At 67.1% G+C, this 19751-nt stretch carries 17 protein-coding genes; 4 read left to right on the top strand and 13 right to left on the bottom strand.

Annotated elements, in window-relative coordinates; all coding sequences use genetic code 11:
* Positions 1-37: 37 nt before the first annotated feature.
* From murJ to CUREI_RS12735, 3 genes are read right to left on the bottom strand one after another with little or no spacing between them, the layout of a single operon-like run.
* Positions 38-3304 (bottom strand): murein biosynthesis integral membrane protein MurJ, encoded by a 3267-nt coding sequence (murJ, locus tag CUREI_RS11080; RefSeq protein ID WP_038613529.1) that lies wholly within the window; start codon positions 3302-3304, stop codon positions 38-40.
* Entirely contained in the window at positions 3301-5718 is a 2418-nt protein-coding gene (locus tag CUREI_RS11075) for a DUF6049 family protein (protein ID WP_069202903.1), read from the bottom strand. Before CUREI_RS11075 ends, murJ begins: the two co-directional genes overlap by 4 nt.
* Complete coding sequence (locus tag CUREI_RS12735; RefSeq protein WP_456263887.1) at positions 5715-6539, bottom strand: NUDIX hydrolase; 825 nt, start codon at positions 6537-6539, stop codon at positions 5715-5717. The genes CUREI_RS11075 and CUREI_RS12735 overlap by 4 nt, the downstream gene beginning before the upstream one ends.
* Here CUREI_RS12735 and CUREI_RS11065 point away from each other — a divergent pair.
* The 4 genes from CUREI_RS11065 to CUREI_RS11050 are packed head-to-tail and all read left to right on the top strand — an operon-like array spanning position 6538 to position 9653.
* Positions 6538-7998, top strand: a complete 1461-nt coding sequence (locus tag CUREI_RS11065; protein ID WP_051952429.1) for a CCA tRNA nucleotidyltransferase — start codon at positions 6538-6540, stop codon at positions 7996-7998. The genes CUREI_RS12735 and CUREI_RS11065 overlap by 2 nt on opposite strands.
* Entirely contained in the window at positions 7991-8599 is a 609-nt protein-coding gene (locus CUREI_RS11060) for a YqgE/AlgH family protein (protein WP_038613525.1), read from the top strand. The genes CUREI_RS11065 and CUREI_RS11060 overlap by 8 nt, the downstream gene beginning before the upstream one ends.
* Positions 8600-8649: 50 nt before the next feature.
* Positions 8650-9309, top strand: a complete 660-nt coding sequence (locus CUREI_RS11055) for an AzlC family ABC transporter permease (RefSeq protein ID WP_051952428.1) — start codon at positions 8650-8652, stop codon at positions 9307-9309.
* Positions 9306-9653 carry a branched-chain amino acid transporter permease gene (locus tag CUREI_RS11050; protein WP_038613521.1) on the top strand — a complete coding sequence of 116 codons (348 nt, stop codon included), beginning with the start codon at positions 9306-9308 and terminating at the stop codon, positions 9651-9653. The genes CUREI_RS11055 and CUREI_RS11050 overlap by 4 nt, the downstream gene beginning before the upstream one ends.
* Before the next feature lie 7 nt (positions 9654-9660).
* Here the strand turns inward: CUREI_RS11050 and CUREI_RS11045 are convergent, their stop codons facing one another.
* The 10 genes from CUREI_RS11045 to CUREI_RS11000 form a co-directional block, all read right to left on the bottom strand.
* On the bottom strand, positions 9661-10923 hold the full coding sequence (locus CUREI_RS11045; protein WP_038613519.1) for an HNH endonuclease signature motif containing protein: 1263 nt from the start codon (positions 10921-10923) through the stop codon (positions 9661-9663).
* A gap of 584 nt (positions 10924-11507) precedes the next feature.
* Positions 11508-11813, bottom strand: a complete 306-nt coding sequence (locus CUREI_RS11040) for a hypothetical protein (RefSeq protein ID WP_038613517.1) — start codon at positions 11811-11813, stop codon at positions 11508-11510.
* A gap of 9 nt (positions 11814-11822) precedes the next feature.
* Complete coding sequence (locus tag CUREI_RS11035) at positions 11823-12764, bottom strand: bile acid:sodium symporter family protein (RefSeq protein WP_038613515.1); 942 nt, start codon at positions 12762-12764, stop codon at positions 11823-11825.
* Positions 12765-13130, bottom strand: a complete 366-nt coding sequence (locus tag CUREI_RS11030; protein ID WP_084768381.1) for a Rieske (2Fe-2S) protein — start codon at positions 13128-13130, stop codon at positions 12765-12767.
* Positions 13127-13942, bottom strand: a complete 816-nt coding sequence (gene trpA, locus CUREI_RS11025) for a tryptophan synthase subunit alpha (RefSeq protein ID WP_038613511.1) — start codon at positions 13940-13942, stop codon at positions 13127-13129. The genes CUREI_RS11030 and trpA overlap by 4 nt, the downstream gene beginning before the upstream one ends.
* Positions 13943-15139, bottom strand: coding sequence for a tryptophan synthase subunit beta (gene trpB / locus CUREI_RS11020; RefSeq protein ID WP_038613509.1), 1197 nt, complete (start codon positions 15137-15139; stop codon positions 13943-13945). It lies immediately after the preceding gene.
* A 12-nt stretch (positions 15140-15151) separates the two neighbouring features.
* Positions 15152-16513: a bifunctional indole-3-glycerol-phosphate synthase TrpC/phosphoribosylanthranilate isomerase TrpF gene (gene trpCF / locus CUREI_RS11015; protein ID WP_038613507.1), complete on the bottom strand. Its 1362-nt coding sequence runs from the start codon at positions 16511-16513 to the stop codon at positions 15152-15154.
* Entirely contained in the window at positions 16506-17525 is a 1020-nt protein-coding gene (trpD, locus tag CUREI_RS11010; protein ID WP_038613505.1) for an anthranilate phosphoribosyltransferase, read from the bottom strand. Before trpD ends, trpCF begins: the two co-directional genes overlap by 8 nt.
* The gene (locus tag CUREI_RS11005; RefSeq protein WP_038613503.1) at positions 17518-18129 is read right to left on the bottom strand and encodes a glutamine amidotransferase-related protein; all 612 of its coding nucleotides are present in this window, start codon (positions 18127-18129) and stop codon (positions 17518-17520) included. The genes trpD and CUREI_RS11005 overlap by 8 nt, the downstream gene beginning before the upstream one ends.
* Complete coding sequence (locus CUREI_RS11000) at positions 18126-19628, bottom strand: anthranilate synthase component 1 (RefSeq protein WP_038613501.1); 1503 nt, start codon at positions 19626-19628, stop codon at positions 18126-18128. Before CUREI_RS11000 ends, CUREI_RS11005 begins: the two co-directional genes overlap by 4 nt.
* Positions 19629-19751 lie beyond the last annotated feature (123 nt).

Here is a 19751-nt window from a genome sequence, read left to right as displayed (position 1 = left end):
CGGCTAAAGCCCCCTGGCTAGGGCCGGGCCGCGCATTTCAGTGGACACGCACGCGGCCGACGAGGGACACATTGTTCACTTCTGCCTCCCCGTCCACCTGCAGCACCACGCGCACCATGGGTTCGCTCGTTTCCACGTCGGCGGAGACCTGCCCGGAACGCAGCGTGCCCTGCGCGAGCACGGTCTCCTGCCCGGTTTCCTGCTCCACGGGGACGCCGTAGAGCGTGTAGGGGGCGGAACCGGAGGCGTCGATAAGCACTTGTTCCAGCGAGAAGGCGGAACCGTCCTCCGGGGTGATCTCGATGGAGCCGTCGTCTAACACCTCTTGGCGCAGCGGGGCGATGACCACCGGCAACCGTTCATCCACCGTCGTGGTGGGGGCGGCGGAGGGCCGGTCCACCACATCCTCGCCCGAGACGTAATCCACCAGGTAGGTGGTGAGCAGGCCCACCAGCACCGCGGCGATGACGGCCGCGAAGGTGAGCAGGCCCACCAGCACCGGGCTCAGGCGCTGGCCGCCGAAACCGCCGCGCAGCGCGTCCGGGTCCTCCACGTGCTCCGTCACAGGCTCGACGGGCTCCACAATCTCCACGACGGGGATCTCGTCCGTCGGCGCGTCTGCGTTGGGCACCGGCAGGTTCGCCGCCTCGCGCAGTGCCTTCTCGATGTCGCGGAACGCCGCCTGGTCCACCGCGTCCGCATCCACGAGGGCGCGGGTGCGCGCCGTGACGTCGTCCAGGTCGTCGGAGCTGACGTTGCTGTTTAACAGCGCCAGTGCGGAGGCGAAGGAATCCGCGTCCGTCGCCGGGGAGGCGTCTGGGAGCACGGCCGGGAAGGCGAGGCGGACGTGGCCCTCGGTGTCGATGCGCAGCTGCTGGCGGTTTGCCAGGCCCAGCGGCACGTCCGCCTCGTGCGCGGCGGCCATCGCACCGGCTAGGGGTGCGAGCGCGTTGGCCACGGCCTCGGTGTGCAGCGTCTGCCCCGATTCCGCCACGGCCTTCACCGAGGACCCCTCCACCCAGTCCGCCACCACAAGCGCGCCGGAGCGGTAGGACAAGATCTCGATGCTCTCGGCCACCGCCGGCAGACCCAGCTTGGCCAGCTTGCGGGTGCGCCGGGCGACGCCGGCCGCCTCAAGCGCCGCCTCGCGCGGGGTTGCCGGAGCCATGGGTGCGGAGCCCGTAGTGTCCACGAACGTCAGCGCGACGTCCCTGCCACTAGCCACCTCGCGCGCTTGCCAGAAGCGGGCACCGGTGGCCGCGCCGTGGTCGCGGATGAGGCGGAAGCGGCCGTCGGAGACCCCCGCACCGGGCACGAGGCGTGGTCCGCGGACCACGCCGGCGGACATCGGCGGCGGCACCGGGGAGGCGTTGAACGTGTCGGAGGCGAGGAACTGGTTGGACACGTCGCGCAGGTCCACTTCGCCCACCTCCAACGCGCGGTCCTCGTCCGGGCGGATGAAGCGGCTCATGCCCGGGATGCGCTGCAGGGCACGGCCCAGGTTCTGCACCTCGGGCAGCTTCGAGCGCGACAGCACCAGGCCGGTCACCACAAGGAAAAGGATGCCCAGCAGCGCGACCTCAATGAGGTTGCCCAGGCTCGGGGCGCCGATGAGCCGGCCCAGCGCCTGCGGCAAGTGCAGCCCCGCCACATCGCGGACCAGCCAGCGGGTTCCGAACACCACGGCCACGCCCACCACTGCCGCACCGGCCGCCCACGCGGAGGTGCGTAGCACGTCGCGCGCCCGGAGCGTGCCCAGCTTGCGTCGCAGCAGCAGCGCGCCGATGAGCGCACCGGCGACGAAGCCGAAACCGTTGGCCGCGCCGAGCAGCACCACCACGTGGCTCGGCTCCCGCGCGATGTGCGGCGCCAGTGCGGACAGCAGCACCTTCGTGCCGGTGATGCCGGCGATGATGAAGGTGGGTGTCCACGCCTCCTCGCGCGCGTAGAACACGCGCAGGTGCAGCATCACGAGCGCGTACGGGATCAGCGTGAACGAGGACGCGGAGATGGTCAGGCCCAGGGTGTTCGCGGCCTCCGGGCTGAAGGAACCGTAGGCGAACAGCGCGCGTGCGATATCGGGGCCCAGGGCCGTCATGAAGATGATGATGGGGATCAGCGCGATAAACGTCAGCTTCGTGCCCATGGTCAGGTCCGCCACCACGGCTTCGTCGTCACCGTCCGCGGCGTTGCGGGACATGCGCGGCATGATCGCGGTGAGCAGCGTGACGCCGATAATGCCGTACGGCATCTGCAGCAACATCCAGTGCTGCTGGTAGATGAACTGGGCCGCGGCGTCCGCGTTGAAGGCGATGCGGGTGGTGATGATGTAGCCGAGCTGGCTGATGGCCACGTACGTGACAATCGCCAGCGCCATGCCGCCGAACTGCTTCAGGCGCTCGTCGATGCCCCACAGCGGCCGCAGGTCGATGCCCAGCCTGCGCAGCGCGGGCAGCATGATCAGGCACTGCACCACGACACCTGCCGTGGTGCCCAGGCCGAGCAACAGGACGTGCGGGTTGCTTATCGACGTCGGCGCTGCGGGATTCAACTGTCCAGGCAACGCCATGTACGCCACGAGCACCGCGATGGACACGACATTGTTGGCCACCGGCGCCCAGGCGCCCGGGCGGAAGTGCTCTTTCGTGTTCAGGATGGCCATGAACAGCGAGAACATGCCGTAGAAGAAGATCTGCGGCAGCACCAGGTAAGCAAACGAGGTGGTTTGGACGAGGTTGCCCTTCGAGTCCTCGTCCATCATCATCCTCGTCAGCAGCGGGGCGGTGGTTACGGCTACGAGGGTGACCACGGTCATCAGCGTGAGCGTGAGGGTGAACAGGCGGCGGATGAAGGCCGCGCCGTGGTCGGCGTCCTCCTTCTCCGCGCGCACGAGCACCGGCACGACGAGCGCGGTGAGCACCGAGCCGAGGACGATCTCCGTAATCAGGTTGGGCAGCGTGTTCGCGGTGTTGAAGGACGCCGCCACAACCTCACCCAGCGCCGCGCCGATGAGCACGGTGCGGATGAAGCCGGTGACGCGGGAGATCAGGGTGGCGATGGCCATGGAGCCGGTGGCCCGGACGACCTTCTCCCCGCCCTCGGCTGCCTGCGGCTCGCCCACTGCCACCGAGTCCGCCGTTTGAGGCGGGGCGATGGTCTCGCCCTTGGGGCTGGTGGTGAGTAGTGACTTGTCCGGCGCGCCGCCGTCAGCCGTGTCCCGTGCAGGCTTCGGCTCCCGCGGCGCCGGCACTGGGGCGGGCGGCGCGGGGGTGACGATGCGCCGGCGCAGTCCCTGTTCTGTCACGTGGTTCTCCGATCATGTGGTGTGCTGTCTGGCTTGCGTTCACGCTCGGAGGGCGGACTGCCGCGCGCGCCGCGCACCACCAGCAGAACCCCCAGGCCCGCGACGCCGAGCACTGCGGCCGCAATCCAGCCGTTCACCGTGAAACGGGTGGTGCGCACGGTGATGTCCACGGGCCGAGAGATCGGCTGGCCGTTCGGGCTGGTCAAGTACAGTTTGAGGTCGGTTTCCCGGGTACTGTCCGGCAGGTCGGCCGTCATCTGCACCGTCACGGATCCGCGCGCTGGGATGCGCAGCACGCTGGGCGTGTTCAGCTGGGCGTCGTCCGGGCCCGAGACGCCGATGGCGGTCTCTACCGGCAGTGGTAGCCCGTTCTGGGCCACGATGAGCAGGGGGCTGGACGGCGATGTGCGGGTGTACACGTTGCCAGGCGGGATGAGGTCGACGGACGCCCGCAGGTCGTTCAACACCGCGCGCGTGGCACCGAGGCGTTCGCTGGTGGCCTCCACGGCGTCGTTGTAGCGCGACTGCGCGCGCCGGCCGTCGATGGTCAGCGCCTCCAAAAGGTCCCGGCGCAGCGGCAGCGTGAACCCGTAGCGGGTCAGGGCAATCGCGGGGTCCGGCACCATGAGTGCGGTGAGGTCGTTGATAAAGCCGGCCTGCTGCGTCACCTGCAGCACCTCGGCGTCCGTGAACGCAGTGGGGTCGGTGTGCTCCGCCGGCGCCCCAGCCGGCTCCACCTCTGGCGGGGCTGCCAGGTACGTGCTGAACGCCATCGGCGTGGCCGCACCGCCGCTGACCAGTTCAGCGACGGTGCCCAACACAGCCGCGGCGGTCTCCGCGTCCCAGTCGGCCGGCGGGGTCACCAGCACTGGCTCGGGTGCCTCCTCGGCGTCGTCGGGAACCCACGCGGATTGGGCGGCTAGGCGCACCGCGGCGGCGGCGCTGACGTCGCGGGCCAGTTTGGAGTCCAGGGTGTAGTCGTAGCGCAGGTTGGGCTCGGAAAACCCAGTCGTCTCCGGGTCCGGTCCCGTGGCGGCCAAGATGGAGGCTAGGGATTGCTGGTAGCCGACGTCCATGACCCCTGGCGCGATCCACCCGAAGTCCCTGCCCTGTGCGGCGGTGAGCACCTGTACCGGTTGCTTGGGCACCGGCGCGGCGGATCCGGCCAGATCCGCCAAGTCGTCTCGCTCGAGGGAGCTTTTGGCGCCCGCATTCGCGTTGGGCACCGCAGCATCCATCGCCCGTTCCCACGCGGCCTGCATGCCGCCTTCCATAACGGTGGAGCGCGAATGGTCCGCCCAGCCCAGTGCGGGCGCGGCCCCGTCCTCCACGTAGCCCGCCCCCGCGACCACGGTGTTTCGCACGCCGGTCGTACCCAGGACGCGCTGCAGCACGAATGGGCCGCGCTCCACAGCCTCGCGCATGAGCCACGTGTCGCCGGTGCGCGCCACCGCGTTGAGGTCCGCGTTGGCCCACGGGAGGGCCACCACGCAGCCGGTGGCGGCGATCTGGCGCACCTTGTCCAGCCACACCGCCGCGTCCTGCGCGCCTGCGCCCGGCTCGCCGTCGGGATCTTCTGCTCCTCCCCAGGAGTCCCGCAGCCGCTTCGGCTCCTCCACCACCGCGGGGCGCTCGTCGTCGACGGTGTACCCCGCCGTCATGCGGTCCACGGTGTCGATGAGCGCCGGGTCTAGCGCCACGCAGGTGGCGTAGCCGACCTCGGGCGCGCGGGTGGCCTCGATGTACTGGTCCACCAGCTTTGTGAGCCGCCCGTCGGGTGCGAGCTCCCCCGCCAACGAGTCGCTGGAAAGCACAAGCGGCGGGTCCTCCGGTGCCTCGCCCGTCTCGCCGGGGAGGATGTGCGTGTCGGCGGTTACTGGGTACAGCGCGGTCAGCTCCGGGGCGCGGATGCCGTCGCGCGTGCCGCGCACGCCGATGTGGAAGCGATCCGTGTCGAGGGGGGCACCGGAGGCGTCGAGAAGCTGCAGCATGATCGGGTACGTGCCCACGTCCGGCAGGTCGAGGCCGAGATCAAGCTCGAGCTCCATCGAGCCGCCCGGGGGCAGTTGCCTATCGACGTCGCGCGTGTCCCCGACCACCCCATATTCCTGCGCGTCCGCGATGGCGGCGTAGCGCTGCTCGGTCAGGTTGCCCACCGCCGACGCGCGCCGCGGCACGACCGTGAAGCCGTCGAGCGTGTCGTCGGAATGGTTGGTCACGCGAAGTTTCACGTGAAACGGGTCGTGCGCGGACAGCGAGCGAGGCGCGTCGACGAGCTCGACGCTCGCGATCTGCCCCTCCCCCGGACGGATGGACTGGTTGGCCCACTGCTGTGCAACCTCGGGGTTATTCGGTGCCAGCGGCACGGCGGGGGCGGCGAGAACGACGGCCGCCAGCGCGGCAATCCGGTTCATCGCGGCGTCGCCCTTCCGGCTTGAGCTTCCTTCCTGGCCAGGTCCGGCATGCGGTCGCACGCGATGCGGGCAAGCTTGCGTTCATCCGCGTAGGCGAGGTGCTCCATCAGCTCGCTCATGGGCACCCAGGCCACCTCGGTCACCTCGGGGTCTTCATCGTTGAAGACGCCGTCCACGTAGCGCAGCAGGTTGTGGTGCACGGTTTTGTGGATGCGGACGCCGTCCGAGACAAACCAGTAGTCGATCGTGCCCAGCGTGTCGAAGGCCTCGCCCGTAATGCCGGTTTCCTCCCACACCTCGCGCTCAGCCGTCTTCCACTGGTGCTCGCCGTTTTCCACGTGCCCCTTCGGCATGGACCACAGCAAGCGCCCCCGGCGGTCCAAGCGGCCGATGAGCGCGACGTAAATCCGGCTCATGTCCACCTTGCCGCCCGGGCCCACCGCCTCCGCCATACCGGAGACGACAAGCCCGCCCGCCGAGGTCTCGTCCCGCGTCTCAATGGAGCTGTCGTGCCGCTGCTGGTACTGCGACTTACGCCGGTTGTTCTGGTTGCGCCCGCCGCGGGAGTTCTTTCCCCGCCGGTTATTCCGCTTCTGCTTCGGCTTGTCTCCCTGCTGCTGCTCGGCCGGCCTGCCCCCGCGCCGGCGCCGCGGACGACGCTTGCCGCCGCCGGAGCCCCCCTTGCCGTCGGCGGGCCCCTGACCCGGGCGCTGGTTGTCACTCATTCGTGTCATGGTATCGGTCTTGCGGCCGGTTGTGGTACTTCCCGCGCGGGGGGTGGCGGGTATCGTGTCCCAGGTGACGCAGAAGCTCTTCGATATGCCAGATCCAACCGACCCGCTCGCGGCCACTGCACTGATGGCGCGGGCACAGGATGTCGTCGTCAAGCACGCTGCTTCCCTCGAGCCCCTCGCGCGGTTGTTCGCGGACCGCGGCGAGACCTTATATATGGTCGGCGGTTCCGTGCGCGACGCGATGCTCGGCCGCGGGGTGCACGACCTGGACTTCACCACCTCCGCGCGGCCCGGCGTGGTGCAGGAGATCCTGGGCGAGTGGGGCGAGAAGGTGTGGGACACCGGCATCGAGTTCGGCACCGTCTCCGCTATTCGCCGCGGCGAAACGGTGGAGGTGACCACTTTCCGCTCCGACCTCTACGACGGCGTCAGCCGCAACCCAGAGGTCACGTTCGGCGACACCCTCGAGGGCGACCTCATCCGCCGCGACTTCGCCTGCAACGCCATGGCCATCGAGCTTTCGCTTGACGACGAGCTCCGCCTCTCCCCCACCTTCCACGACCCCGTGGACGGACTGGCGGACCTTGCGCGCCAGGTCTTGGACACCCCGCAGGAGCCCGAGGTGTCCTTCCGCGACGACCCGCTGCGGATGCTCCGCGCCGCCCGCTTCGTCTCCCAGCTCGGCTTCACCGTGGCGGACCGCGTGTTTGCGGCGATGCGCGACATGGCCCCGGAAATCAGGCGCATCACCGCCGAGCGCGTGCAGGCGGAGCTGGACAAGCTGATGCTAGGCGCGCGCCCGTGGGACGGCATTGACCTGCTCGTCTCCACCGGCCTGGCCGAGTTCATCCTCCCGGAGATCCCGGCCCTGCAGCTGGAAACCGACGAGCACATGCAGCACAAGGACGTCTACCGCCACTCCCTGACCGTGCTGCGCCAGGCCACCGAGCTTGAAGACGACGGCCCGGACCTGAAGCTGCGCTGGGCCGCCCTGATGCACGACATCGGCAAACCCGCCACGCGCGCGCTCAAACCGGGTGGCGGCGTGACGTTCCATCACCACGAGGTCGTGGGCGCGAAGATGGCCCGCAAACGCCTGAAGGCCTTGAAGTACCCCAAGCACGTGATCTCGGACGTCGGCCAGCTCGTGTTCCTGCACATGCGCTTCCATGGCTTCGGCGAGGGCCAGTGGACCGACTCCGCCGTGCGCCGCTACGTCACCGACGCGGGCGAGCTGCTGCCGAAGCTGCACAAACTCGTCCGTGCCGACTCCACCACCCGCAATGCCAAGAAGGCTGCCCGGCTGCAGCGCACCTACGACCACCTCGAGGAGCGCATCGCGGACATCGCCGCCAAGGAGGACCTCGCGCGTGTGCGCCCGGATTTGGACGGCAACGAGATTATGCAGATCCTCGGGCTGGAACCCGGCCCGGAGGTTGGTAAAGCGTGGAAGTATCTCAAGGAGCTGCGCCTCGAGCGCGGCGAGCTTGCACGCGACGAGGCCATCGCCGAGCTGAAAGCGTGGTGGGAGAAGGAACATGCCTGAGTATTTCTACGCAGACTGCTTATTCAACGCCCTCGAACGCGTCGACCCGGAACCCGGCATGCTCTTAATCGCCGCCCCAGGCATGCTCTCCCCCGACTTCGGCCGCACCGTTGTTCTCGTGCTGGAGAACGACGCGGACCACACGCTCGGCGTGGTGCTCAACCGCCGCAGCGAGGTTGCCGTGGCCAACGTCATGCCGGGGTGGGAGGAGCTGGCCGCGAAGCCCCAGGCCGTGCACGTCGGTGGGCCGGTGAGCCCGGAGTCCGCCGTTGGCTTGGGCGTGACCAAGGCGGGCGTCGACATCTCGGCGGCCACTCACCTCAACCGTCTTGCCAATCGCCTCGTGCTCCTCGACCTCAATGCCTCCCCCGCCGATCTCGAGCCTGTGGTGGACGGCATCCGCATCTTCGCCGGCTACGCCGAGTGGGCGCCGGGCCAGCTCGACGAGGAGATTTCCCGTGGCGACTGGTTTGTCGCACCCGCCCTCCCCTCGGACGTCGTGGCCTCGGCCGGCGCCGACCTGTGGGGCGACGTGATGCGCCGCCAAGCAATGCCACTGCCGTTGTTTGCGACCTTTCCCGCAAACATCGAGGACAATTAGTGGCCGTTTCACGTGAAACATCGGGCCAGACCCGCCTTGGCCTCCGCGACATGTGGCTGGTCGCCCTCGGTCTGATCCCGCTGGGCCTGGCGTTTGGTCTGCTGATGACCCAATCCGGCTTCGCCTGGTGGTGGACCCCGATTTTCTCCACCGTCATTTACGCCGGCTCCATGGAGTTCCTGGCCATCGACATGGTGCTCACCGGAGTCGGGCCCGTGACTTCCGCGATCACCGGCTTCATGGTGAACTTCCGCCACCTCTTCTACGGCCTGACGTACCCGCGCACCGCAATCCGCCCCGGGGTGCCCACCGCGTACGCAACGTACGCGCTTACCGACGAGGTCTACGCCATCACCTCTACCCTGCGCGGCCCCCTGACCGGCACCCGCCTCCTCACTATCACGGCCGTGTGCCAATTGGCGTGGATCCTCTCCGGCATCGTCGGCGCTCTCGCCGGTGCGGTGATTCCCGCCGGCGTGGAGGGTTTCGACTTCGCGCTGACGGCCCTCTTCGCCGTCCTCGCCTTCGAGGCGTTTCAGGCCAGCCGTGACTTGTCCGCTCCCCTGATCGCCGGTGGCCTCGCCCTCGGTGCTGCACTCGTGCTGCCCGGCCAGGTGATCATCGTGGCGCTTGTGTCCTACTTCCTCGTGCTCGTGCTGCGCTTTTGGGCGCCCCGTCTCGACCGGGCGCTCACCTGGCGGCTGCGATGAGCAACTACGGCCTCCCCGACGGTGTCTCCCTTGCGATGGTGGCAGCGGTGCTCGTTCCGGTCGGCATCGTTACCGTCATGCTTCGCGCGCTGCCGTTTTCACTGCGACGCGTTTTGAAAAGTAGCCCGTTCATCGATTTCCTCTCGGTCATGATGCCCGCTGGCGTGATGACCGTCCTGGTCGCCTACACCATCCTCGGTTACGCTGCGTCCCCCAAGAATCTCATCGCCGCGCTCCTTGCGCTGGGCACGACACTGGTGCTGCACTGGTGGAAGCGCCGTGCGGACCTCTCCATTTTTGTGGGTACCGCGTTGTACATGGTGCTGGTGAACGTGATGTTGTAGGGCGCGCCTAATCGTCGAACGACCCTCCGCATTCATCCATCGTCACCGCACCATCGCGGCGCCGCGGCATGGAGTAGTTCTCCGAGACATAGCGGGTGCCATCGCGGTAGACGAAATGGATGTCGGCGTCATCCTTCAGCGTCTGCAGGTAGCCCTCGGTAACAAGCGAGTGGCACGCTGAGCACAGCGGCAGCAAGTTCGCTAGGTCAGTCAGCCCGCCGGTGGCCCAGTCCTCGATGTGGTGGATCTCGATAAATCGGGTGTGGGTGCAGCCGGGTGCCGCGCACTGCCCGCCCCACATGGCCATAAGCGCGTTGACCTGCGCGGCGGTGGCGAGGCGGGCTTGCCGGCCTGTGTTCAGGATGAGGCCGGCGGAATCGACCGTCGAAAAACGGACGTTTGCATTCGCGAGCAGGTTCGCAATCGCCTTCGACGGTGCCCCGACGTTGTTCGGCATGTACCCGCGTCCGTCCGGCGAGGCGAGGATGTTCACGTGCGCGCCCGGAGTGGTGAGCGTGCTCTTGGGGCGGGTGCGGGCCATATGCACAATGCCCATAAGGGCCTGCACCAGCATCCTGCCTACGGGCAACCCATAGCCGGAGACGGTCTCGCGGGCGGGCAGCGTCTCTTCGACCTCCTCAACGCGTTCACGGGCAAGGTCCACTTCCCCGTCGACCTCAGAGTCCGGTCCCTCAAGGATGGTGTCCAGGTCGCAGTAGGCGATCTCTCCCAGCTTGAGTGCGGCGATGAACGCAGTACCGTCGGCGGCGTTGAGGTTGCCATGGAACGCCACGTCACCGTTCTCACGGGTGTGCAGGCGCAAGTAATAGTCTGGGTCGTCCTCGCCGTCCTCGTTGTCTTGGGGCTGCTTCCCCGCCAAGGCGACTTCCAGCTCGTGGTAGCCCAGGCGCAGGGCCAGTTCCACCAGCTCGCGTTCGTTCTCCGGCGTGAGATACTTCAACAGCAGACGAACCACGGAGTAGTTGATCGCGCCCGTGGAGAACTGCTCTTGCAGGTAGGTAAACGGCGCTAGCCGGTGCGCGACGCTGACGTACTCGTGCGCCGTGGAAGCGGACACGCCCAGACGCCGGATGAGAAACTGCGCGGTGGTTCTGGCTCCGCATTCGTTAGCCAGTTCGAGCGAGTCGAACATCTGAATCGCGGACAGTAGCGATGCTTTGTTCTGCGTTATTGCGCGATGCGCAGACTCTATTTCCTGGCTCAATGCAACAGCGACTGGGTTTGGCTTGGCGGCGAGTGCGGTGGTCATTCTGGTCCCCCATTAGGCGAAAGTAGATTCGAATGAAGGCATTATAAAGCTTGCGTCCGACATTTCTCTGACCTGCGAAAATGAGGTTTCTCAACCGAGCTATAACTTGCCCACAACTCCGCATTGCGGACAAGTGGGTCCCACCAACTATTGGCCATTGCTTATCGACGTCAGCTCCGCCCATGCCCGCCCCTCAGACCGCTCCGCAACTCCGCATTGCGGACAATTCCGAAACCACCAACTATTGGCATACACCAACGAAAAATGGTCAAGTCTCGTGTGGTGGCGTAGCTGTTTGTGCTTTCGGCTCGGTATGAAGTTGGGGGTTTTGGTCGCCCTGTTTGGTGTGTTTTTGCTGGATCCAATAATCGCGGTATCTGTTCTGGGATTCGTCATGGCGGTGCGGGATCAGCGCCCCTTTGCCTGATGGGTGTGTTGTGACGTGGCGGGTGCCGGTTGGGGATTCATTGTGGTCTTGTCCACCACTCCGCATTGCGGACAACCCCGGACCTACCAATGATTGGGTCGCGCCAACGAACGAGGCCCGCCAGGATGTGGCGGGCCGATGGGGCGTCGATAGGCGGTTAGTTCGGGAACTTGGCCCGGGCCTCGGACCAGAGGCCCTCGAACTCCTCCTCGGTGAGGTGGGTTGCTGTGATTCCCTCCATCGTGTCGTATATGCGAGGGTGCGGCACGGTACTCATGGGCTGGTTGGCCTGGCCGATGACGCGGCCGTCCACGTAGATGCCCGTGATAGCTTCGCTGGGGTCGAGCTCAATCATGCGTAGCATCGTGCACTCGTGGGCGGAGACCTCCTCGAGCTCGGCGATGTTGAGAAGCTCGCCACCGAGCTCCGGCACGCTGTACTGGATGCGGACAAAGTGTTTCACGTGAAACTCCTAAGCGAGGCGGGAGACGTAGGCGGAGCAGATGATCAGCTGGGACATGTGGTAGATCATCAGCGGGATAATTAGCACACCGAGGGACGCACCGCCGAAGATGACCGTGGCCATGGGCAGGCCGGTGGCGAGAGACTTCTGGGTGCCGCACATCTGGATGGCAATGCGGTCCTCGCGGGAGAAGTGCAGCAGTTCGGGCACGACGCGCGTGAGCCAGAGCATCGCGGCAACCAGCACGCAGGAGAACGCGACGAGGAAGGCGATTTCCCACCCGGAGACGTTCGACCACACGCCGGAGACGACGCCCTTGGAGAATGCGGAGTAGACCACCATCCAGATAGAGCCGCGGTCGACGATCTTGGTCGCCTTCGACTTGGCCAGCTCCCCCACTCGAGGCACAAAGTTGTGCGCCAGCTGGCCCAGTACGAACGGCAGGAGCAGCTGCAGTGCGATGTCGGTGAAGACTGACGCGTCAATGTGCACGCCGACGCCTGCGCCCATAAGCCACATCACCAGCAGCGGGGTGGCCACGACGCCGACTAGCGACGACACGGATGCCGCGACGACCGCGCCGGAGACGTTGCCTCGCGCCACGCCAGTGAGCGCCACAGAGGACTGCACAGTGGACGGCACAAGCGACATGAACAAAAGGCCCTGGTACAGCTCGTCGGAGAGGAACGCCGTCGTGGGCCGCGCCAGGAGGCCAATGAGCGGGTACGCCACGAACGTGAACGCCAAGATCATGCCGTGGAGGCGCCAGTTGGTCAGGCCCTTCAGCGCTTCCTGCGTGGACAGACGCGCGCCGTAGAGAAAGAACAGCAGCGCGATGGCCAGCTTGACGGCTACGGCGAAGCCGTCCGCGAACCCGCCGCGCGCGGGCAGGAGAAACGCGAGCGCCGCCGCCGCGACGATGCCGACGAGAAGCGGGTCGAGCTTCTTCATTTACTCGGCGGCCGCGACCGTATCGCCGTTGTCGGTCACCGGCACCTCGCGCATGCCGGTGACCGCCGGGCCGGAAACGCGCTCGCCGTCGACGATGCTGAACACGGAACCGTGCGCCGTGCACTTCACCGTGTCGCCCTCGACCTTCGTGATCTTCTTCTGCTGGTGCGGGCAAACGGTGGAGTACGCGACGTACTCCCCCGCGGTGGGCTGGGCGATGATGAACTTATCCAGGATCACCGCGGAACCGACGGGAATCTCGGTTTTGGCGATCTCTTCGGGGGCTTCCTGGCCACAGGCGGCCAGGAACGCACCGGCGACTGTGGTGGCGGTGCCGAGCAGGAACATGCGACGTGAACAGGTCATGATGCGATCGTAGCGCTCTTCATGGCAGCGACGTACTGCGTGAGCTCAGCCTTCAGGGCGCCCATGTCGGCGACGCGCTTGCCGTCGAGATGCTTTGCGATGATGTTGGTGATCGCGGAGCCCGTGATGGCGCCCGCAGCGCCCGCAGCGATGGCGTCTCGGACGTGTTCCGGCTTGGAGATGCCAAAGCCCAGCAGGACCGGGGGCCCACCGAACTTGCGCACATTATCGACGACCTCACGGAGCCCCTCCACCGTGGCTTCTTTGTCTGCGCCGGTCACGCCGTCGCGGGAGATGGCGTAGATGTATCCGCGGGAGTTCGCGGCCACGGCTTCGAGCGTTTTCTCTGAGGCCTTCGCCGGGGCGATGTAGATCGGCTCGATGCCCGCCGCGCCCGATGCTGCGCTGAAGGGGGCGGACTCACGCACGGGGACGTCGGGAAGCAGCACGCTGTCTGCGCCCGCCTCCTTGAATTCGCGGTAGAAGCGTTCGAGGCCGCGTGCGTGCGCGACGTTGCCGTAAATCAGCATGCCGATGGGCAGCTCCGGGTAGCGCTCGCGGATGGTGCGAATTTGCGCAAGCGCCTTATCGACGGTCGCTCCGCCCGCCAACGCCCGCACGTGCGCCCCCTGGATGGCTGGCCCGTCGGCAACCGGGTCGGAGAACGGCACACCGAGCTCCACGGCGTCCGCGCCCGCCTCCACCACGGCGGCGACGATCTCGACCGCATCCTCCGGGGTCGGGTCCGAAAGCATGATGAAGGGGACGAAGGCGCCCTCTCCCTTGGCGAAGAGTTTGTCGTAGCGGCTCATTTACTTTTCCTCTCTATCTGCGAGCGAAGCTCGCACGTGGGCGATGTCCTTGTCGCCGCGGCCGGAGAGGCCGACAAGGATGTGCAGCGGCTCTGCATCCGCGGGGTGCTCGGCAGCGCGCTTGAGGGCGTACGCAAGTGCGTGGGAGGACTCCAAGGCGGGGATGATGCCCTCGTGGCGGGACAGGGCCTGGAATGCGTCGAGAGCCTCGTCGTCGGAGACCGGCACGTACTTCGCGCGGCCCGATTTGGCTAGGTAGGCGTGCTCGGGGCCCACGCCCGGGTAGTCCAGGCCGGCCGAGATGGAGTAGGACTCCTCCACCTGGCCGTCCGCGTCGCACATGAGGTACGAGTACGTGCCGTGCAGCAGACCCGTGGTGCCCTGGGCGATCGCGGCGCCGTGGGCGCCCAGGCCGAAGCCCTCTCCCCCGGGCTCAGCACCGATGAGCTCGACGCCGTCGTCGTCGATGAAGTCCGCGAACATGCCGATGGCATTGGACCCGCCGCCCACGCAGGCGACGACGGCGTCGGGGAGTTTCCCGGCGCGCTCAAGGATCTGGGCGCGGGCCTCGGCGGAGATGACGCGGTGGAATTCTTTGACGATTTTCGGGAAGGGGTGCGGGCCGGCCGCGGTGCCCAGTAGGTAGTGGGACTCGTGGAAAGTGGCGGTCCAGTCGCGTAGCGCCTCGTTCACGGCGTCCTTGAGCGTGCCCGCGCCGGACTCGACGCCGACGACTTCCGCACCCATGAGGCGCATGCGGTAGACGTTCGGCGCCTGGCGCTCCATATCCGTCTTGCCCATGTAGATCACGCACTCGAGACCCAGCAAGGCGCATGCGAGCGCGGTTGCGGTGCCGTGCTGGCCCGCGCCCGTCTCCGCAATAATGCGGGTCTTGCCCATCTGCTTGGCCAGCAGCGCCTGGCCAATCACCTGGTTAGTCTTGTGCGCGCCACCGTGGACGAGGTCCTCCCGCTTGAGGAAGATGCGGGCGTTGCCCTTTAGGGGCAGGTTGCGACACTCGGTGAGCGGGGTCGGACGGCCGAGGTAGTCGCGCAGTAGCCCGCGGTACTCCGCCATGAACTCGTCGTCGTTGAACGCGTCCACAAAGGCGCGCTCGAGCTGGTCCAGCGCCGGAATGAGCGACTCGGGGACGAACTGTCCCCCGAACTCGCCGTAGTAAGCAGGTAGCAGTGTCATCTGTCCGTCCTTTTAGTAATGGAAGTTGCGGATGGTGGCGAAGCCGCGTCGTAAAGCAGCCGCGTCCTTGTGGCCGCGCGGGTCCTCGAAGCCGGAGTTCAGATCAAGGCCGAGGCAGCCGGTGCGCAGCGCCTCCTCCAGATTGTCGGGCGTCAGCCCGCCGGCGAGCAGTGCGTCGGTGGTGGTGATGCGGGACCAGTCGAAGCGCTCCCCCGTCCCTCCGGCGCCGGAATCGAGCACAAGCTTATCGACGAGCTCCGCGATCCCCGCCACGTCTGAGGCGGAGGTCATGTCAACGGCCCGCCACACCTTTACCTCCACTTCGCCGCGGACGTGCTCGATGAGTTCGCGCTCAGCCGCGAGGGAACCCTGGTAGGGGGCGTGGATCTGCACGGCGGTGATGCCGGGTTGGACGAGCGCGTCGTAACCGTGCGTGCGGCGAGAGACGGCAACGTAGTTCAGGCCCGGTTCGGCCGCGATGATGTCGGCCGCTGTTTCACGTGAAACATTGCGTGGGGACGCCTCCTCGAAGATGAGCCCGCCATAGACAGCGCCCGCGGCCTTGGCGGCCTGTGCTGCGGAGGCGGAACGGAGACCGCAGACCTTGTTCGGCCCGTAGACCAACTCGCGACAAGCGCGGTCGATGTCCGGCTGGGACGTCAGCTGCGAGCCGACCAGGAAGGCGTCGGCGTGCCCGCCAAGGCGGCGCACTGTGGCGGCGTCGCGAATGCCGGACTCGGCGACAACCACTGCCCCGTCCGGGGCGAGCCGCGCAAGGCGGGCGGACCGGTCGAGATCGATTGAAAGGTCGTGCAGGTTGCGGTGGTTGACCCCGAAGATCCTCGCACCGAGTGTGGTGGCGCGCGCTGCCTCCTCTTCGTCGATCACCTCGGTGAGCACGTCCATGTGGAGGCATGCGGCCACAGAGGCGAGGTGCGCGTACTCGTCGTCGGAGAGCACCGAGAGCATGAGCAGGATCGCGTCCGCGCCGAAGTAGCGGGCGGCGTAGATCTGCACCTCGTCGATGATGAAGTCCTTGCACAGGACGGGCAGATGCGTTGTGGCCGCAACGGTGGCGAGGTGGTCGTAATCGCCCCCGAAGTAGTCGGGTTCGCACAGCACGGAGATAGCGGAGGCGTAGCGGGAGTAGACGCTGGCGATTTCCCCCGGCTTGTAGTCCTCCCGGATGGTGCCCAGCGACGGGGACGCGGACTTGCACTCCATGATGTAGGAGGCTCCAGGGGCACTCAGGGCGTCGTAGAGTGACCGTTCAGATAAACGTAACGTGTCGTAATTTACATGGGAGATGCGCTGCCGAATAGCGTCAAGGTGACGCTTTCGATTCGCGACGATCTCCGACAGAATCCTAGCCACTGTAGTCCGCCTCCTCGTGGGTGCGGAGCCAGCGGGAGACGGTGCCGTCCGCCAGCAAGGCCTTAGCGTGCTCGGTTCCCGCGGCGAGCGAGTCCGCCATGCCGTAGAGGTAGAACATTGCACCGGCGTTGACGGCGATGGCATCGCGGTGGGCAGCTGGGCCCTCCCCCGCGAACGTGGCGCGCATCGCCGCAGCATTGTGCGCGGCGTCGCCACCCCGGAGGTCCTCGAGCGTGTAGGTATCTGCGCCGAGTTCTGCTGGCGAGACGGTGTAGTGTGAAATCTCGCCGTCTCGGAGCTCCCACACGAGCGTGTCGCCGTGCACCGCGATTTCGTCGGTTCCGGCGCCGTGCACGACGAGGGCACGGGTCCTGCCGAGCGTCTTCAGGGTTTCCGCAATAATTGGTCCCAACCCAGGATTGGCAATCCCCATTATTTGGAATTCAGGCCTTGCGGGACTCAACAATGGGCCCATCGTATTAAATAGCGTGGTCACACCCAGGGCTTTTCGCACGGGCTGCACAAACGCGATAGCGGGATTGTAAGCCGGGGCGAACAGGAACGTGAAGTTCGCAGACTCGAATTGGCGCACGGCGCGGTCCGGGTCCAAGTCTAGCGGGATGTTCAGCGCCTCCAACACGTCCGCGGAGCCGGATTTCGAGGACACGGAGCGGTTGCCGTGCTTGATCATTTTCACCCCGCCGGCGGCGGCGAGCAGCGAGGCCGCGGTGGTGATGTTGATGGTGTTCGCCCCGTCGCCGCCAGTGCCTGCGGTGTCCATGATCCCCTCCCCCGTTACCGGGAACGGGCGGCCGGCGGCGAGGAACGCTTGGGCCGCACCGGCGATGTCCGCGAAGGTCTCTCCCCGGGTGCGGATGGTGGCCAGCAGGGCCGCGATGTGCACGTCGTCGTAATCGCCGACGGTCAGCGGGGTAAACGCCTCTGTCGCTTCCTCCAAGGTGGGCGCAGGGTTGTCGATAAAGCGGCGGAAAATGTCGAGGTGGTCAGCCATTGTCGCGTCCTTTCTCTAGCAGGCGGTTCACGCAGCGCTCGAGGAGCTGGGGTCCGGATGGGGTAAGGATGGATTCGGGGTGGAATTGGAAGCCAACGGACATGCCGTCGGAGGTTTCGGCGGCCATGATGACGTCGCCGATCTGCGTCGGCGTCCACGCCAGGGGCACGATGCCCTCCGGCGCGTCCGTCGCGCCGAGCGAGTGGTAGCGGGCCACCGGCACGTCTAGGCCCGGCTGGCCGGGGGCGCCGCCGACCGTCAGGCCGTCGAAAAGCGGGTGCGGCTGGGTCAGGCGCATGGGCACCGAGGTGCCGTGCTCGGGGCCGCAGGGCTCGACGCGGCCGCCGAAGTGCTCGATGAGCGCCTGGTAGCCCAGGCAGATGCCGAGGATCGGGGTGCGGCCCTGAGCGCGCTCGATGACCTTCATCATGCAGCCGGCGTCTGCTGGGTACCCGGGTCCGGGTGAGAGCACGATAAGCTCGGGGTCGGCGGCGAGCACCGTGTCGACGGAAACGGTGTTGCGGTAGACCACGGTGTGGTAACCCGCGAGCGCGTCCACGAGGTTGTAGACGAAGGAATCTTGGTTATCCAGCAAGACGATCATTTCTGCACCTCCAGGTCGCGCCCGCCGGCGAGGGCCTGCAGTACGGCATAAGCCTTGTGCAGGGTCTCATCCGCCTCGGCTTGCGGGTTGGAGTCGCGCACCACGCCGGCGCCGGCCTGCACGGTGGCCACGCCGTCTGCGACGAACGCCGAGCGGATCACAATGCACGTGTCAAAGTCGCCGTTGCCGTGCAGGTAGCCCACGGCGCCGCCGTACGAGCCGCGGCGTTGCCCCTCCGCTCCCCGCAGCAGCTGGGCGGCGCGCAGCTTCGGAGCGCCGGTGAGCGTGCCCATGTTCATGCACGCCCGGTACGCGTCCAGGGCGTCCAGATCTGGCGCGAGCGTGGCAGTCACGCGGCTGACCAGGTGCATCACGCGGGAGTAGCGGTCCACCTGCAGCAGCTCGCGAACTCGGCGGGTGCGCGGCTCGGCCACACGGGCCATGTCGTTGCGGGCCAGGTCCACCAGCATGGTGTGCTCGGCCACCTCCTTAGCGTCCGTGCGCAGCTCCAGCTCCATGCGGGTGTCTAGCTCGTGGTTCACGCTGCCGTCGGGGTTCAGCCCGCGCGGGCGGGTGCCGGCGATCGGGTACAGCTCCACCTGCCGCGTGACGTGGTCGAACTTCAGGTTGGATTCGGGCGAGGCACCAAACAGCTCGTAGCCCTCGCCGCGGATGTAGAACATGTATGGCGACGGGTTGGACTCGCGCAGCCTGCGGTACGCGTTGAAGGCGTCGGTGCATTCGGCGGTGAACGCGCGGGCCGGCACCACCTGGTAGATGTCCCCGTCCGCGATGTGGTGCTTGAGGTCCTCCACGCTCGCACGGAAGTCCGCGTCCGACACGGAGGCCTTAGCGACGAGCGGTTCCGCCCTCCCCGCCAACGGCGCGTAATCCGGCACGGGCTCGTCCATGCGCTGCGCCAGGGGCTCTAAGTCGATCCCCTCCCCCGTGGCATCAACGCCGGCGAGGTACGCCGTGCCGTCCTCGTGGTTGACGCGCAGCACCACCTCCGCCAGCACGAACTGGTAGTCCGGGTACGTGTTCGGGCCGTCCCCCACAGCCGGCAGCTGCTCGAACGTGCCCAGGTAGTCGAAGGCGAACCCGCCGGCGAGGAACGGGAAGTCCTCGTTGCCATAACCGGCACGGGTGGTCAGCGCCCGCAGCACGTCGGCGCTGGAGGGGGCGGTGAGGCGCTCGCGCTCGTCGGCGGCGTTCGACGTCGGGAATTCGTACGTGTGCTCCGCCACGCGGAACTGCTCGAGCCCCAGGTCCGCGGCAATCACCTCGCCGGACGGGGTCAGCGGCTGGACCGTCACGCGGCTCCCGCGGCACGTCACGCGCAGCGACGCACGCAGCACCGCCACGGACTGCAGCCCGGAGCGTGTGGTGATGTCGGCGGATTCAAGCAGCACCGAATCGGGCGCCTCGAGGCCGCCGACGTGCGCGAATAGGCTGGCCACGTCCTCGTGGTAGCGCACCTCGCGGTGGGTGTAATGCATATGGTCCTCGGTTCTTTCTCCATCGCACCGAGGGGTGAAAAAGGCCCGCGGCGCTTGGTGTGCAAGCTGGCGGGCCGTGACTTCGCAGGTGGCGCGCCAGTTAGGCGAGCCACCACCAGTTCA

It is taken from the genome of Corynebacterium ureicelerivorans (assembly GCF_000747315.1).
GTDB classification, from domain to species: Bacteria; Actinomycetota; Actinomycetes; order Mycobacteriales; family Mycobacteriaceae; genus Corynebacterium; species Corynebacterium mucifaciens.
The sequence above is the reverse complement of the archived record's forward strand: the minus strand, read 5'-3'. Positions and strand labels throughout refer to the sequence as shown.